This window comes from Pirellulales bacterium (assembly GCA_035546535.1).
Classification (GTDB): Bacteria; Planctomycetota; Planctomycetia; order Pirellulales; family JACPPG01; genus JACPPG01.
In genome coordinates, this window is sequence record DASZWQ010000111.1 from 159,347 (window position 1) to 175,455 (window position 16,109).

Annotated in this window: 12 protein-coding genes and 1 tRNA gene; 6 read left to right on the forward strand and 7 right to left on the reverse strand. The window is 60.6% G+C overall.

Annotation, left to right across the window (positions count from 1 at the left end; genetic code table 11):
* Position 1 precedes the first annotated feature (1 nt).
* Both VHD36_14270 and VHD36_14275 read right to left on the reverse strand, forming a co-directional pair.
* Complete coding sequence (locus tag VHD36_14270) at positions 2-784, reverse strand: prolyl oligopeptidase family serine peptidase (GenBank protein HVU88483.1); 783 nt, start codon at positions 782-784, stop codon at positions 2-4.
* A 335-nt stretch (positions 785-1,119) separates the two neighbouring features.
* The gene (locus tag VHD36_14275; GenBank protein ID HVU88484.1) at positions 1,120-2,592 is read right to left on the reverse strand and encodes a cellulase family glycosylhydrolase; all 1,473 of its coding nucleotides are present in this window, start codon (positions 2,590-2,592) and stop codon (positions 1,120-1,122) included.
* Positions 2,593-2,790: 198 nt separating this feature from the next.
* Here VHD36_14275 and VHD36_14280 point away from each other — a divergent pair, with 198 nt between their 5' ends.
* Positions 2,791-3,210, forward strand: coding sequence for a hypothetical protein (locus tag VHD36_14280; GenBank protein ID HVU88485.1), 420 nt, complete (start codon positions 2,791-2,793; stop codon positions 3,208-3,210).
* Between the two features lie 100 nt (positions 3,211-3,310).
* Here the strand turns inward: VHD36_14280 and VHD36_14285 are convergent, their stop codons facing one another.
* Both VHD36_14285 and VHD36_14290 read right to left on the reverse strand, forming a co-directional pair.
* Positions 3,311-3,847, reverse strand: a complete 537-nt coding sequence (locus VHD36_14285; protein HVU88486.1) for a hypothetical protein — start codon at positions 3,845-3,847, stop codon at positions 3,311-3,313.
* 27 nt (positions 3,848-3,874) lie between these two features.
* Positions 3,875-5,872: a tetratricopeptide repeat protein gene (locus VHD36_14290; protein HVU88487.1), complete on the reverse strand. Its 1,998-nt coding sequence runs from the start codon at positions 5,870-5,872 to the stop codon at positions 3,875-3,877.
* Positions 5,873-6,185: 313 nt separating this feature from the next.
* Here VHD36_14290 and VHD36_14295 point away from each other — a divergent pair, with 313 nt between their 5' ends.
* Together VHD36_14295 and VHD36_14300 are read left to right on the forward strand one after the other, a co-directional pair.
* Positions 6,186-7,634: an FAD-dependent oxidoreductase gene (locus VHD36_14295; protein ID HVU88488.1), complete on the forward strand. Its 1,449-nt coding sequence runs from the start codon at positions 6,186-6,188 to the stop codon at positions 7,632-7,634.
* A gap of 211 nt (positions 7,635-7,845) precedes the next feature.
* Positions 7,846-9,255, forward strand: a complete 1,410-nt coding sequence (locus VHD36_14300) for an MFS transporter (GenBank protein ID HVU88489.1) — start codon at positions 7,846-7,848, stop codon at positions 9,253-9,255.
* An 84-nt stretch (positions 9,256-9,339) separates the two neighbouring features.
* On the opposite strand, the gene VHD36_14305 is transcribed toward VHD36_14300, so the two are convergent.
* Together VHD36_14305 and VHD36_14310 are read right to left on the reverse strand one after the other, a co-directional pair.
* Positions 9,340-10,287 (reverse strand): aldose 1-epimerase, encoded by a 948-nt coding sequence (locus tag VHD36_14305; GenBank protein ID HVU88490.1) that lies wholly within the window; start codon positions 10,285-10,287, stop codon positions 9,340-9,342.
* Positions 10,275-11,309 carry a hypothetical protein gene (locus VHD36_14310; protein HVU88491.1) on the reverse strand — a complete coding sequence of 345 codons (1,035 nt, stop codon included), beginning with the start codon at positions 11,307-11,309 and terminating at the stop codon, positions 10,275-10,277. The genes VHD36_14305 and VHD36_14310 overlap by 13 nt, the downstream gene beginning before the upstream one ends.
* Before the next feature lie 314 nt (positions 11,310-11,623).
* Here VHD36_14310 and VHD36_14315 point away from each other — a divergent pair.
* From VHD36_14315 to VHD36_14325, 3 genes are all read left to right on the forward strand, one after another.
* Positions 11,624-11,697, forward strand: a tRNA-Val gene (locus VHD36_14315).
* A gap of 119 nt (positions 11,698-11,816) precedes the next feature.
* Positions 11,817-13,031, forward strand: coding sequence for a site-specific integrase (locus tag VHD36_14320; GenBank protein HVU88492.1), 1,215 nt, complete (start codon positions 11,817-11,819; stop codon positions 13,029-13,031).
* A gap of 192 nt (positions 13,032-13,223) precedes the next feature.
* The gene (locus VHD36_14325) at positions 13,224-13,532 is read left to right on the forward strand and encodes a DUF1580 domain-containing protein (protein HVU88493.1); all 309 of its coding nucleotides are present in this window, start codon (positions 13,224-13,226) and stop codon (positions 13,530-13,532) included.
* A 747-nt stretch (positions 13,533-14,279) separates the two neighbouring features.
* Here VHD36_14325 and VHD36_14330 read toward each other — a convergent pair.
* Positions 14,280-14,678: a hypothetical protein gene (locus tag VHD36_14330; protein ID HVU88494.1), complete on the reverse strand. Its 399-nt coding sequence runs from the start codon at positions 14,676-14,678 to the stop codon at positions 14,280-14,282.
* Positions 14,679-16,109 lie beyond the last annotated feature (1,431 nt).

Sequence of the window (16,109 nt, forward strand, 5' to 3'; positions counted from 1 at the left end):
CTCATTCGCCGAGCAGAAACTTCATCAGGGGCTCCGAGTGGTACAGCTCTTGCCCGCCGTGTCCGAGCCCCGGAATCGCGACGATCGTTGCCTTCCCGCCGAGCTCGTGATAACGCCGTGCAAGCTCGGTGGAATTCTCGGCAAGCGGAACAAGCGTATCTTGATCACCGTGAATGTGCAGAATCTTAACGTCCGCTTTGGCGAGCGGGGCAAGATTGTCGATCGGATTGAACTCGCCCGCGCGACGTTCGAGATCGTCGACTGTCACGTCGTAACCAAGTCCCTTGGCCGGGAAGTTGATCGTGTTGGCCAGGCCCGGCCAACTGCGGAAATCGGTTGCCGGGCAGATGCCCGCAATCCGCTCGACGCACGTCGGATTCCGGAACGCCCAGCCGTAAGCAATCAGTCCACCGTGACTTTGCCCCATGATGCGCGCCCGCGGAGCAAGGCCATACTCCGCTGTCAGCAACTTGTAGAAATCCTGGCACACCTCGGCAGCGGCGGGGCTGGCGCAGGAGGGCCCCACGTCGATGCCCGCCAGGTGAAAGCCCGCGGCCAGCGCTTTTTCGGCATAGTTGCGATGCTGTAAATTGCCGAACCCATCGTTGACTCCCAACCAGAACGGAAATTCCCACAGCCAGCGCTTCGGCGCATCGACCTTGCCGGTCGGTTTGACCAGGTATGCCATGTGGCCGCGCACCGTGAGGTGCGTAAGCTCGCCGCCGGCGTAACGGGCTTCGATCCTGGTCGGCACCATTTTCACGGCGCGCTCGGCGTCGGACATGGGCGCTGGCGACGGCGCTTGCTGGCGTGCTTGGGCTTGCTGGGGAGATCGGGCATGCTCAGGCCGTTGTGGCTCTTCAGCCCTGGCGATCGCGCAGAGCCCGACAAGCACGCTCAAACGGATCACAACGCGTAGATTCCGGCCCGTTACCGCGCATCGCATGAAATCAACTCCACCGCGCATGCCTATCGATCGTGCTTACGCCCCGTGACAGCCGAGTATCAATCTAATGGCGCGCTGGGTGTACTGCGAGCGCCGGCGGGCACCAGCCAGGAGAACTGCAAAGTCTGTAGCCGGAGTCTGTGACCCCGGAAGCCGCACGGGAAATCCCGGCCTCAAAGAGGCCGGCTACAGAAGATACGCGCGCAGAATCTCAACTTTGCAGTTCTCCTGGGGCACCAGCGGCGCAGCGCGCGTCGGACTCGAAAAATGGCGATCACCGCGAGCGAGCTCAAGGCCGCGAGCCCGGCTTGCGTTGCGGCGGCCGGCTCGGGCACGCTGACGGCAGCGCTGCTTTGTCCGTCCCCGGCCTGCAGCCATTGCGAGGATATCAGCGCGAGATCCTGCGAGTTGACGATGCCGTCGCGATTGACGTCGCCGACCAGGCCAGCCCCCGTTTTCAGCCAATTGCTGCTGACCAGAGCAAGATCCTGAGTATTGACGATCGCGTCGTGGTTGACGTCGCTGTTGGCATAAACGCCTGCCACGTGCGAGGCCAACACGCTCATGGCCGCTTGGTTCGTCTGATTTGGCTTGCCGAGATTATTCGGCTCGAGCGTGAACATGTAATTACCCCACCATGGACCTGCGGCCCACCAGGTCCAGCCTAGCCAGGCGCTGCTGTTGGCCTGCATGTAGTTCAACATGTTTGTGATGGCCTGGTTGCCGATCTGGCCCGCGCCCATGGTCGAATTCGCGGCGGCGAACTCGCCCAAGAAACCGCGCAGATGATTGGCCTCGAGCCATTGCGTGAAATCGGTCAGTCGTTCGACACCGATGTTCGGGTCGTTGTTGGCAATCGTCGCCGACGTACCTGAGCTGTTGTCGTCTAGATACTGATGCACTTCGATCGCGAAGTTGTGCCCCGGGTCGACGATATTCAACATGGCCGTGGCATTCGGGGTGCCATACCAGTTCTGATCCCAACTGCTGGCTCCGGTCCAGGCATTGCCCGGCACCAGGATCAGGTTGCTCGCGCCGGTGGCGCGGATGGCCGAGATGGCGCTATTGGCCGCGGTGACCCATTGTTCGGTGGGCATCGAATTGGGTTCGTTCATCAAGCCAAAGGCCACGTTCGGATTATTTTTATAATCCTGCGCCAGGCGCGACCACAGATCGTCGAACTCGCTATCGGGCACCGAACTGCCGATCAAACCCTGCGTGGATCCCTGTGAATTGTTGGGATCCGGGTAATAACGACCGTAATTGTGCGGATCCAGAATGACCGTCGCACCGTGGCTCGTGGCGTAGGTCACGAAGCTGTTCAACCGGGCGAACTCGGCGCTGTTGAAGGGCGCGTTGGGCGTCGGCTGCAACCGTTCCCAGCGAAAGGGGACGCGGAACGTGTTCATCCCCTCGCTCAGGAAATAATCGACTTCCTGATCGGTCGGGTACGTGTAATCGGTGCCGTACGTGCCGACATGGCCCGGCGTGGGCGTATTGCCGAACTCGGCGCCAGAAAGATTCACGCCGGTATAAAGAATCTGAGCGCGGGCAATCGCTGCCGGCAAGAGGCCGACGACGACCATGGAAATCAGGGAGAGGAGGACACGCGACTTGCGAAAATTGCTATCTGCGATACGTTGCATCTCAAGGTGCCTGTGCCTGAACCCCTGGCTGCCATGATAGGCGCCCCGTACACCGGTGTCTCGCGTTTTGCCGGTTCGTTGCCGGGAAGCGATCCCGCCAATCGCGGAGCCGGACCAGTCGGCCCGAGTCGTGACACGCGTGACCACCCCCGGCGATCGTACTACGCTCGAACACAAGGATAGTGCGGGAGTCTCAAGATGGGTGCCTATGACGACGGGCTGGCCTGCGGCAAATGGTGGGCCACGCATGCGACCGGTATCGACACGGAATGCCGTCGCTTGCAATCACTACGCGCTGGCAAATCCGATGCACAGTGGCAGGACTGGTTTCGAACGCACGAAGAAGATCGTCCGGCCTTTCAGCGACTGGTAAAAGTTATCCGGCCTGACGCTTCGATCACACCGCGCGAAGTGAGCGGATTCTGGCAAGCCGCGATCCGCTTCGGCACAGCACTTGCCCCGAGTGCGTTGCGCGACGGCGCCTTCGTGCGAGGGTTTGCCGAGGGAGCTTTGCGCGCCTGGGAGGAATCGGGCGCTGCCGGCGAACGCGGCTCGGAATCGCCCGACGAAGATTGGCTCGATAAGAATGGTGGCCCGACGACCGATAACGACACGTAGGGCGGGTCAACAAGTTTCGCTTCGGTCGCTTCGTTGCCGCTTCAAAAATTGCAGCGGGGCGCCATTGGTGGCTCGTCCGCCGGTGCGGGCCTCCACGGGATCATTGCACTCGCGCTACGTAGGCGACTGCCTCCCGACTGTCGATAATGATCCAACCAAATTCATTCGGACTCTCAGTACGTCCTACAAGGATAGCTGGGTCTGAGATATTCTCGATCTTGAACCAGGGCGGTAACCTCGTATCCCAATACGTTTGAAATCGGTCGCTTTCCCGCTCCCAGTCCGCGCTCTCATATTTCCAATTGGGATCAGCTCGTTGCTGGTCTACCCAGTCTTGGACCGACGTTTGAGATGCGGAAAAGCGCGCGAATTGATATGCCGGACGGCCGATGCGGCGTCCGATGAATAAATGCTTTGCATCACGGGGAATATTGAGATCGAGCGCAAGCGGAGAATCCGCCATCTCGCTCGCCGATGTGTCGAGGACTTCCTCGTAACTACCGTACCGTAGAAATACGAGGGCCCCGCCCCCAGCTGCAATTAGAACCGAAAAACCGACAATCGCGCCAATCAAAACGCGTTTTGGCCCCACCGAACTACCCATCCTATACACCGGGTTAAACAGTGCATTGGTCAAACGCGGCCAATCGATCGCGCTCTCGATTTACTCCGCCTTTTGCCCAGCCGGCGAAAAGGTCGTTAACCATTCTTCGATCTGGTCCGCCAATTCTTGACGGTTCCTCTCGCGCGCCAGGCGGATGGCGGTTCGCGCCGCGACGATCGCGTCGTCCTTGCGCCCCACTTGGGAATAGGCGTCCACCAGGTTGATGAACGTGCCGGGCTCGGGATCCAGGCGGGATCCATTTTCCAGGTAGGGAATCGCCTCCTCGAATTGCCCGGCGGTAGCCAGTAATGCCCCCAGGTTGCAGTTCGCCGCCGCGAACGCTGGATTGATACGCAAGGCCTCTTTGTATTGCGCGAGCGCAGCGGCCAAAAGCCCACGCTGTTGCAACAGCAAACCGAGGTTGTAATGCGATTGGGCATGATCGCCCAACACGTTGATGGCTTCTTCGTAGTGATGAATGGCTTCGTCCGGCCGCTCCAAATCCTGGCAGGCGAGCGCCCAGTTGTAGTACAGCTTGTGAGCCTCGTGATTCAACTTGTAGTTCAAGAGCGGCGAGTTTTGATACAAGTCCGCGGCACGTTCAAAATGCGGCAGCGCCTCCTCCGGCCGGCCGGCGCGCGACAAGGCCACTCCCAGGTTGATCAACATCGAGAGATCGTCTGGCTGACGCTCGACCGTCTCGGCCAGCAGCGTTACTTGATTGGCGTAGGAAACGAGCCGCATGTTTGCCACGGCAATGAAAGCCAGCGCGACCGCGTCCCAACTCCAGGCCATCACGCCGAGCGAATACCGATCGGCCGTCGCCGTTGTCGCGTCCCCGGGCAGGCGCTGCAGCAGGCGCCGCACGATGTCGTAACTGCCTGCCACGACAAAGGGAACGAGCGCCGCGAGTGATACATACATCCGCCGCTCGGCCACGATCTCGCCGACGCACGGCACCAGGAGTGTCGGCGACAGGGCCGCGACGACCGTCGTCGCCACAAATCCCGCGCTCGTACGGCGCCACACGAGATAAATCGTAGCCAGTGCCGACAGCGCGACCGGCAATACCCACGGCCAGGCCACGGCCAGTGTTTCCTTGTACGGAATTTCGTAGTGCAGCACGAGCGGCCACGGCCAGAAAGCCAGCTTCAAGTACAACAACAGCACTTCCGTCTGTGTGTACCACCAGACGAGCGCCGGCAACCCCAAGTGAAAACCCGCGCTGGGCGTGCGCGGCCCGTGATAGTTGATCACGACTTGCGGGATCCATCCGAGCGCCAGCCCGACGTACAGCGGCCACGATCGTCGCAGGGCTCGCCCGAACGAGGCCGCGACAAAGGTCCGCTCGAAGAGCAACGCCACGGCGGGCAGTGTGGCCATGATCTCCTTGCTCAAGGCACCCAACTGGCATGCGATCGCCGCCGCCATGAGCCACCCAACGCGCGCCCCTCGTCCGGTTGCTGTCCAATATCGAACACACGCGTACATCGTCGCCAGGTAGCACAGTCCCATCTGCGACTCGGTTCGCTGCGTGATATAGGCGACGCTTTCGGTATTCAGAGGATGCACGGCCCAAATGAGTGCCGCCAGAAAACCAAGCGCTCCGGCGACGCCGTCATAGCGATGGGCGAAGAAATCGAGGAGCAAGGTCCGCCGCACCAGAGCCCACAAGAAAAGCGCCGCCGCGATGTGAATCGCTACGTTTGTCAGCCGGTAGCCGGAGGGCGACAGGTGGCTGAAATGATAATTGATCGCGAAGGTCAAATTCACCAGCGGCCGCGCCGAAACCGGCGTGTCGACCGAGGGGCGAAGCGGGCTGACCTCGCCCGAGGTTTTCCATAACGGCCACAGTTCGCGCACCGACGGATTGTCGGCGAGCGTGGTGTAATCGTCGTAGATGAACGGCGCGTCGATCACTCGAGCGTAGACGCCCCACACGGCCGCGCAGATCAGCGCCGTACCGCCCGCGGCCAGCAGCCACTTGCTGCGCTGGCGGGGCGCGCCGGGCGAACCTTCGCTGGCGAACGGCCTGAGATGGGGATCGACGGACGTCATATAAGCATGATGCGATCGTTGGGCGACCCTACCGGCGCGGCCGTACCGCTTGGCGACCGAATCACCCGTACCCGATCGGCCGCAAACTGGCCGCGGCGTCCCCGCCCGTCCTAGGAACCAGGTGGCAAAACCGCACAAACGCTCAAGTTGTACAAGCTTAGGCCCGGAAACCGTGTGCCGCGGCCCCGCCTGGGCAGCAGAATCGGTCCAGGCACGTACTATTCCTTATACAATTAGCGTGGTTGGCTTTCGACCAATTCGCGAAATCCAACCCTGGCGCGACGCAACCGTGGCAGCGGGGGAGCGGCATTAGATGCGAGTGGCCGTAATCGGCGCTGGTCCCGCAGGCATCACCGCCGCCATGCGCTTGGCTCAAGGCGGCGCGGACGTCGTCGTTTACGAGGCGGGCGATCGTGTCGGAGGTCTGGCGCGCTCGCTGGATTTGTGGGGACAGCGCGTCGATCTGGGGCCGCACCGGTTCTTCAGCACCGACGCCCGCGTCAACCGGCTATGGCTCGACGTCGTGGGGCGCGACTACCGTATGGTCGATCGCCTGACGCGCATTCATTATCGCGGGCGATTTTTTCGCTATCCGCTAAGACCCGTCAATGCCCTGGCCAACATGGGTGTGCTGGACGCCTCGCGCGTTCTGGCCAGCTACCTGCGCGAGCGCGTCGCTCCGAGTTGCGATCCCAAGCAGGATCGTTCATTCGAATCGTGGATCGTCAGCCGCTTTGGCCGGCAGTTGTATGACATGTTCTTCAAGTCCTACAGTGAAAAGCTGTGGGGCATCCCGTGCAGCGAGCTCGACGCCGACTTTGCGGCGCAGCGCATTAAGAAATTCTCGCTCGCCGCGGCGGTCAAACAAGCTTTGATGCCCGGCAAGCAGAGTGCCCATGCGACGCTCGTCGATCGCTTCGCGTATCCCCTCGGCGGCACGGGCTCGGTCTACGAGCGCATGGCCGATCGCGTGCGGGCGTTAGGCGGCGAGATCCATCTGAAGTCGCCCGTCCGCCGCGTGCTCCGCGATGGCCTCCAAGTGCGCGGTTTGGAGCTAGTCGAGGGGCAGATCGAAACCTGCGATCACGTCATCTCCACGATGCCGCTCACCCTCTTGGTGCGCGGCTTGGGTGACATTCCGCGCGACGTCCAGGCGTCGGTCGACCGGCTAAGATTTCGCAATACGGTGCTCGTCTATCTGCATGTGGATTCAAGCGATCTTTTTCCCGATCAATGGGTCTACATCCATTCTGAAAAACTGCGCATGGGGCGATTGACCAATTTTCGCAACTGGGTGCCCGAGTTGTACGGCAACGCCCCGACGACCGTCCTCGCTGCCGAGTATTGGTGCTTTGACAGCGACGCATTGTGGACCGAGCCGGACGACACGATCATTGCCAAAGCGTCGGCCGAACTGCAATCCACGGGCCTCTCGGGCGACGCCAAGATTCTGGCAGGACACGTGGTGCGCCTTCCACGCTGCTATCCCGTTTACGCACGCGGCTATCGCGAGCACGTCGAGCGTGTTGTTGCCTACCTGCAAACGCTTCACGGCATTACGCCGATCGGCCGCTACGGCGCCTTCAAATACAACAGCCAGGATCACAGCATCCTGATGGGCATTCTGGCCGCCGAGAACGTCCTGGAGCATCGCAATCACGACCTGTGGGCGGTGAACACCGACTACGCGACTTATCAGGAAGACGCGCTTATCACCGAGAGCGGGCTGGTTGCCGCAACCAACTCCGGCATACCCCTATAAGCCACGAGTGCGCGACGACCGGCTCTCGTGCGGCTGTCGCAAGTCTTATCGCCGACAGGCTTGGCTTGCCACGCGCCGGCAGTCGACTTATGATCCTCTTGCGTCTTCGGCGCAGGCCTGCTCATCACTTGACGGGTGGACGGCCGCGGCGATCAGATCGACCTCCCCGCCCGCGAATCCTTCCCGCCCCGTTCCTCGCAGCGAGTCATCGATGTCCACCAGCAATTCTTCGGCCGGTCGATTAACCACGGTTCAATGGTTGATCTGCATTATCGCCTCGATCGGCTTCGCGTTCGATATTTACGAACTGTTGATGCTGCCGCTGATCCTGCGGCCGGCGCTCTTGGAAATGGGCATCACGCCGGGCAGCCCCGAGTTTGCCCACTGGCGCGGCATGCTGTTCTTCGTGCCGGCCTTCGTGGGCGGAGTGTTCGGCCTGCTGGGCGGATACCTGACGGACCGGCTGGGTCGCAGGGCGGTGCTCACCTGGAGCATTTTGCTCTACGCGTTTTCGGCGTTTGCCGCCGGCTTCAGCACCTCGATGCCCATGCTCTTGTTCTTCCGCTGCACGACGTTCATCGGCGTCTGTGTCGAGTTCGTCGCGGCCGTGGCCTGGTTGGCCGAATTATTTCCCGAGCCCAAGCAGCGCGAACGTGTGCTCGGTTACACACAGTTTTTTTCCTCGATCGGCGGGCTGCTGGTGGCCGGCGCGAATTCGATTGCCATTTCGCAATCGGGCAACTTCCCGGCCATCGCCATCCCCGAATTTCTGACCTCTCTCCTCGGTTCAATCGATCCCAAGCATCAGCACGAGGCGTGGCGCTATACGCTGATGTCGGGCCTGATTCCGGCGATTCCACTGATCGTCATTCGGCCGTTTTTGCCCGAGAGCCCGGTGTGGGCCCAGAAGCGCGCGGCCGGCACGCTCAAGCGTCCCCGAATCACGGAACTGTTTTCGCCCGCATTGCGTCGCACGACCGTGGTCACCACGCTGATGTTCGCGTGCAGCTACGGCGCGGCGTTCGGCGCCATTCAACAAATCCCGCAGATCGTGCCCGGCCTGCCTGATGTCAAAGCCAAGACCGAAGGCTTGAAAAGACCGGACCAGGCGAAGATCGAGCAAGCCACGGCGGCCGATGTTACGAAGGTGCAGGAAATCGGCGGGCTCGTAGGACGTTTCATCCTGGCCGTGCTGGCGGTGCGCATCGCCAGCCGGCGAACTCTGATTCGGATCTTCCAGGTCCCCGGCCTGCTTGTGATGCCGATCGTATTCGCCGTGGCCGGAGTGCAAAGTTTGCAGATGCTCTACTACGGCATCTTCATCGCCGGACTCTTGACGGTAGGACAGTTCAGCTTCTGGGGCAACTATCTGCCGCGCGTCTATCCGGTCCACCTGCGCGGGACGGGCGAAAGTTTTGCCGCGAATATCGGCGGGCGCATGATCGGCACTTCGTTTGCCTGGATCACGAGTACGGTCGCGACGATGTCCTTTGTCCCTGGCGACTCGGATCCAACAAAGATGGCGTACACGGCAGCGGCCGTCGGCTTCAGCGTTTATATCGTCGGATTCATCGCCTCGTTCTGGCTGCCCGAGCCACCGGCCGGCGAGATCGAGGATTAAGCGCCGCTGCCGTCGCTATGCACTGAAGGAATGCTTATTCGCCGTTGGCGAAAAAGCATGGCACGAACCTTTTCGCGGCACGCACTACCCGCGCAGCCGGATATCGATCCGGGTCGAAAACGTCTCGCCGGGGTTCAAGACGCGCAAGCCCGTCTCGATGTCATGTTCGGCCAAGGCATAGGCATCGGGGACGCACGTGTACGGTTCGATGCAGATGGCCTGGCGATGAGGCGGATTGTAAACCACGCACTCGCGGCACTGCTCGTCGAAGCTCATTTCCAACGTGCGGTGGTTCGTAGGATCGGTGATCGTCGTTAGCGCACGCCCGGCCGCGTACGTCAGGTCCGTGAAGACGTCGTCGAGATGCGTTTCGACGAAACGCATGCCGAGTGACAGTCCGCGCGTGCCCGTGGCCGGGAACTTGCGGCCCGAGGGGAGCATGTCTTTCAGCTCCCAATAGCTGGAAGCCGGCACGTTCACGACGCAATTGTCTGCGGAGCCGTCTGTGCCCAGTGGGACGCGGAAGTAGGGATGGGTACCGAATCCGAACGGCAAAGTCCCGTCGCCCGTGTTCTCGATGCGGACTTCGCTCGTTAGTGCGTGACCGACCAGCTCATAGGCCACGGCGATGCGAAAATCGGCCGGCCAATGCGCCAAGAGTTCGGGCCCATCCTTCGCGGCCTGAAATTCCGCCACGGCCATGGTGCCCGTCTGCTCGACGACGCGCCACGGTCGATCGATCACGAAACCATGAATGGCATTACCGATGCCGTCGCCGGCGACAAGGGCAAACGTGCGCCCCTGGAATTCGAAATGCGTCCCGCGCAAGCGGCCTGGGAAGGGGAACAGGATGGGGATGCCGCTGTGCGATCCCTTGCCGCCGCCGGCCACGAAATCCTCGGCCGTCCACAGCACCTCGAACGGCTGGCCATCGACGACCGGTTGATAGCTGAAACAGTTGAATCCGCGCTGCGGCGCGATTCTGGCCGTGGCGCCGGTCGTGGAATCATGCAGCGTAATCACGTCGGACATGAAGATCTCTCCGCAAGGACGATCTCTAGGGATGAATCGATTCCGAGGTCTCTGGTTGCCTGGCGAAATGCCGAAGATTTCGACGATGAAATGGCCGTTTGTTCGCGCGCCCGTTGACGCGTTCCCACCATGGTCAGCACGACGAAGACCAGTAGCGCCATCGCGCCAATCAGGTTGCGCCGATCCGTCTCGCCGAAAGCCACGCTCGCCAGCCGGTGCATGAGCATGATCGCGCCGACCAGCGAAATGCCAAACAGCAGTGTCCCCACATGGTCGCCCCCCAGCAATCCGTCGCGAGCGCGCTCGGGCAATTCCAGCAGCACGTACAGACCGACGAACAATTGCAAAACGGTGGGCACAAGCGCCAACCACCCACCCCACGTCGCGACCTGTTGTACTTCTTCGCTCGGGCGTCCTTGGCGGCCGAGCCGCAGGGCAAAACCCATCACGGCCACGCCTACCACGGCGAACGAAGCGAGGACGTGGTGCAAGAATTGCGACAAGACTTCCGGATCGATCATTGCCCGTCGGAATATTAGCAGATCGTCGGCTGCCGCCGGCCGCGTGGCATACACGCCGATCACCGTGAACAAGAGCGGGAAGTGATACAGCAGATTCGTCGCGGCGAAAAAGCCCATCGTGCGACGAGCGATCCGCCGTGCCGGCGATGCACTGTCGCCCACCCGCCACCAGCGCAGGTAGAGAGCCACGCAGACGTAGTACACGGCCAGCTCTGGTATGGCCCACCAGAAACGCGAAGTCGGCAGCCGACGGGCCGTCGCATAAAACGGCTCCCAGGCCGTGATCCACACCAGGAATAACGTCGTCGCGCCGAGCGCCAGGGCAGCGGTCAGCCACACGAGCGATTGCCGCAACAGGTAAGCTCCCAACTCGCCGGCCAGGCGGTCCTGTCGCCGCACGGCGCGCGCGTCCAGCCACACGCACACCAAAGGGGCGGCGCCGGCCAGGTTGGCGGCTAACAAGTGGAACGCCAGCACAATCACCAGCAAGATGTCCAGCACCGCCTTGCCCTCGCAGCTTACCCGCCATGCCGCACTCGAAATTCATCGCCGGAACGGCGCGGCGCCCGACATTCTAGGGCCGACCATGCTCATCCACCAGCGGTGCGGCAACGCCGAGTCGCTGTTGCAAAGCATGGCCGGCGGCCTCTGCCGGCTCAACGGCCCATACGGAAGTCCAGGTCGCCGGTGCGTTGACACTCACACCTCGCGATGACTACGATTTCTTGACCGTTGCAGGCTCGCGCGTACGGCCTCTGCTGCTCTGCCAAAAGCGCTGCAAGTAGCCGGGGTGCCTGGAACTGCAACGAGCGCGCGGGCGATTAGCTCAGTTGGTTAGAGCGCCACGTTTACACCGTGGATGTCGGGGGTTCGAGTCCCTCATCGCCCACTGTTAAAAACCCCCGCCGAAACAAGCATTTCTGTTACCTGCCGACGTTCGGCAGTGCGGCCATTCCAAGGGGAATAAAACGGTAGTTACCGTTTTATTCGCACAACGGAGGTCGCATCATGCCCCGAACTGCCGGAGAATCGACGCCCAAATATCGGAAACATAAGGCGACAGCACAGGCTGTTGTCACGATTTCTGGCCGCGATCACTATCTCGGTCCTTATGGCTCAAAGGCCAGTCGCGTTGAGTACGACCGGCTCATCGGTGAATGGCTCGCTGCTGGTCGACGCGCAGTCGCAGTGTCGGATAGCAACGACCTAACCGTCACGGAGTTGTGCAAGGCGTACAAGGCATACGCCGAGGCCTACTACGTCCGCGGCGGTCGACTTTACAACATCGCGACGGCGATGCGGGCCATCAGGCTGCGATACGGCCATACACGGGCCACTGAGTTTGGCCCTCTCGCGCTCAAGGCCGTACGTCAGACTTTCGTCGACGATGGAAAGGCGCGCAAATACTGCAATTCTCTAATCCAAGAGATCCGTCGCGCGTTTAAATGGGCGGCCAGCGAGCAATTGATCCCCATGGGAACATGGCAGTCGCTGACAACCGTTGCGGGTTTGAGAGTCGGTCACACAGCAGCTCGTGAAACCGAACCCATCAAGCCCATCGACGATAGCATTGTCGAGGCAACCTTGCCTCACATGCCGGCCGTTGTGGCTGACATGGTGCGATTTCAAAGAGCGACCGGCGCCAGGCCGGCCGAGGTTTGTGCGATCCGACCTGGTGACGTCGACCGCTCCGGCGATGTCTGGGCGTACCGTCCGCGATCCCACAAGACGAAGCACCATGGCCGGGATCGCGTGATTTTCGTAGGTCCGAAGGCGCAAGAGGTTCTGCGCCCGTACCTACTGCGTTCCGCGGACGCTTTTTGCTTTTCACCGGCGGAGAGTGAGCGAGCACGCAAGGCCGTGTTGCGTTCCAATCGCAAAACGCCCGTGCAACCCAGTCAATTGGACAGGTCCAAGAAACGCCCTAAGCGCAAACCCGGCGCCGTATACAATCGGCTGTCGTACCTGACCGCAATCCACCGGGCCTGCGACAAGGCCTTCCCACCGACGGAGAAGCTCGAGGGCGACGAACTCAAGCAGTGGCGGAGCGCCCACCGCTGGTCCCCCAACCGACTCAGGCACACCGCAGCCACCGAAATCCGCAAGCGCTTCGGGCTCGAAAGCGCTCAGATGGTACTTGGCCACTCAAAGCCCAACACCACGCTCATCTACGCCGAGCGAGACCTCCAGAAGGCCGCCGCGGTTATTCGGGAAGTCGGCTGATGCATTGAAGTGCAACCCGTCGCATTAGTGCCTGCGGCGTATTATTTGTTGACAACGGCCGCCAAATTTGCATAGTGAGATTTCGGTGGGGTAGTGAACCTGCGACGACAATACTCGTCGGCACGCATTGGCTGGCCAGTTAAAAACTAGGTCGAAGTGCGCGCCGACGGTCTGTTGCCGGAGGTAAAATCTGTGATCGACTCTCAGCACGAGAGCCTGGTTGCTCTCGCGGACGTCCCGTCCCTCATCCCCATTCGCCGCGGCACGAAGCGGCCCCACGTTAGCTGCATTTATCGCTGGTGCCAGCGCGGACTTCGCGGCGTGAAGCTCGAGTCCATTCAAGTTGGCGGCACCTGCTGCACGTCGCGCGAGGCGTTGCAGCGATTCTTTGAGAGATTGACCGCTGCTCGCGATGGCAATGCGGCACCGGGACGCACGGTCGGCCAGCGACGAAAGACCGTTGATCGCGCCAATGCCGAACTCGAAAAGGCCGGCTGGTGATGCGATCTGGCGAGGACAATTCGTCTATCGCTAGTCTGCGGAAAGCGAAGTGATCGCAAAAAAATGAGCCGGCCAGGTGTGCCACACCCGCCGGCTTGGATTCGGCTGAAGCCGAAAGTGCATCACAGGATTCTAGGTGAACGGAGTCGTGATGTCGAGAAGCTGCCCCACGTCGGCGATCCGAACCCTCGGAAGCAGACTACGTGCGCGCCGCGGCAAAAGGCAGCGGGACCGTCATCGGGCGCCTGAGGTGCGCTTCCAGGCACGAACCTATGTTCGCGAGTGCGAGTGCAGGGAAGCACGGCCCGATATGCGACGGCAACCAGACGTCCAGGCTTAGGGAACGGCGTTCAATACAAATCCAGGCTCCGCAACCCAGCGACCTGGTGGGTAATCCACCGTCCTAAGCGCGCACCCACGTTGGATCAGTAGGCTTCAGTACGTCCAATAGAGTTCGGCACACGGGTACGCTAGCGGCATCCCCGCCCAAGATTACCCGATATGGGCCTGGGTCTGCGCTGAAACAGCCTTCCTATAGAACAAACTGCGTTCTGAGCACACGAGAAACAGCATCTAGTCACCGGCTTGAGAGGCGCTGGCCTGCTATTGATTTTCTGATCCATCGGTTATGAAGGTTTCCAGCCGACAGGCAAGGAGACCCGATCGATGAGTACGCGACGACGGAAGCGGCATAGTCCGGAGCAGATTGTTCGCAAAGTAGAACTAACATTTGTCGATTCCAAGTGCTCATCGGCGGCCGAGTTGCGGATAGTAGTGTGAGTAGTTCTCGCGAGCAGCTGCATGACCAGTTGCGCGCATCTTTACATTGCCTTCATACGTCGACGTCGAGCGGCTCGCCGATTGGGCCGCTTGCCGCTGCAACCCGCGGATTGCGGAAGCCGACTTGGCGTTGAAATTATTCTGTTCAAGTGCTGGACGAACGAGCGACTGGTAGTTCGTTGCGATACCGTTGTTGTTGTTGATCAAATTCATGTACGGACTTATCGCGGGTCGCCGCGCGCTCCCGCCGCCGGCACCGTCGAATGGACGCGGCTTGGCTCTGTATTGAGCTTGCGCGCTGGTCACTAGGACACCCAGCAGCACGAACACGCCACTTAAAGTCACTCTTTGCATAATGCAGGTCATTCCCCTCTCCGTCGTCTAAGCCATTCATTTAAAGTGCATACGACGATCACCACTACGCCAAATGTGGCTAAATCTCGCAGGAGTAGCATCGCGCCCGCGCACACGTCCAATAACAACGACCCCACTTCGGTAGCTGTCACCAATAAGTCCTTTTTGCATGGCACTTAGAACAGATGCGTCGCGTTCTCGCCACGCTTGGTCGAAGACGTTCATGCTAATGGCTGTCCGATGCGAGGATTGAGTCCGCGAATCGATTGCAGAGGGCCAACAACGAGCCTCTAAACCCGCAATTCCGCGCAGAATGTCGATAGACATGTTGGGCCGCGGAAGACCTTCACGTTCTTTTGTCAACCGTGCCTGTCACGCGGCAACTTCCTCACAAGCTGAACTGAATACTGAGTGTTGCGAATGTCATTTGACTTGCGCGCTCGACGCTCATCCACGTGATCATCGGTCAGTCTGGTCAACGCAGAGCCGCCGCTGCGCTTGCAACTTCCTGTGCTTGATAAGTACACACGACACTCGTCCATTGGGACTTAGAGTGGTTCTCGTTAGTCGGGGTACTTTGCGAAGCACCATATAGATAGAGACGTTATTGAGGTTATCGAAATCCAGATCACAATATCAGCCATCCAGCTAGCCCTTGCTGCCTTTACCTTGGGTGGGTGGCATAGCGCCGATACCGGTTCGAACCGTCGTACTCGGCTCCTCACAAGTGAGTCTGGAGAACGCCTTTTGGGCAACCGGGCACGAGCACTCGTGAAGGTCGGTCGACCTCATCCGCGCGACTGGAACCGATTCGTCGGCGCGTCGTGCTTGCTCGACAATATCGCGCGCAGCTACACCGCCCGGTACCGTCATCGGACAAGTCCCCTGCTATGTCGCGCCCGAACGCGGACACGTCTGACGTTGAGAAAGAACGCAAGTGGATATTGCGCTCTTTTCCCCAGTGTGGTCGCCAGCCGTCGTCATGGAATAGCGGAAAACACTATGCCGATATCGAAGAATTAACTAGTTGACCGCTCTTCATGAGGTCGGCTAACTGAGTCCTCCGGTGTGAGCGTTGTCGTCGTGTATATTGTCACGAACAGGTCCTCAGCCATGCCGGAATGCGCCACAAGACGGCTTTGCTCGGCCAGCAGAGCGATAATAGGCACCAATCGCACCATGACTTGGCGAATGCGTGGAGATCGGATCCAGCGGATTTGAAAAAAAGACGCCTTTCCGAAACGACTTGCCGGAAAGGCTCCTTAAAGAAGCGGCACACTGGGAATCAGCGAGAACTTCTCACATGCGCGTCCTTGTCACTGGCTCCAGCGGGCTGATTGGTTCCGAAGCGGTTCGTTTCTTCGACGATTTAGGCTTCGATATCGCCGGCGTCGACAACAACATGCGCGCCGACTTTTTCGGGCCCAAGGGAGATACGACCTG